Consider the following 254-nt stretch of genomic DNA (forward strand, 5'->3'; position numbering starts at 1 on the left):
GTACCAGGGCGCGTAGTCCCGGCTGGTACGGCGCAGCACACGCTCGCCGTAATGCACGAAGCGGTCGTAGACCTCGCTCTGCTTCCAGTCCAGCGGACTGAGCTTCCAACTGTGCTGCGGGTCCTTCTCCAGCGCCTTGAGACGCTCCTTCAACTGTTTCTTGGAGAGATGGAACCAGAACTTGAAGAGCAGCGCGCCTTCGTCGCAGAGCATGCGCTCGAAGCGTTCGGCGGCATCGATGGCCTGGTCCAGCT

At 61.8% G+C, this 254-nt stretch carries 1 pseudogene; it reads right to left on the reverse strand.

Annotation, left to right across the window (positions count from 1 at the left end):
- A pseudogene (locus tag ACLJNW_RS26735) lies at positions 1-254 on the reverse strand (hypothetical protein); the annotation flags it as partial.

The sequence above is a fragment of the Salmonella sp. SAL4457 genome (assembly GCF_046548235.1).
In the GTDB taxonomy this organism is placed as follows: Bacteria; Pseudomonadota; Gammaproteobacteria; order Enterobacterales; family Enterobacteriaceae; genus Salmonella; species Salmonella enterica.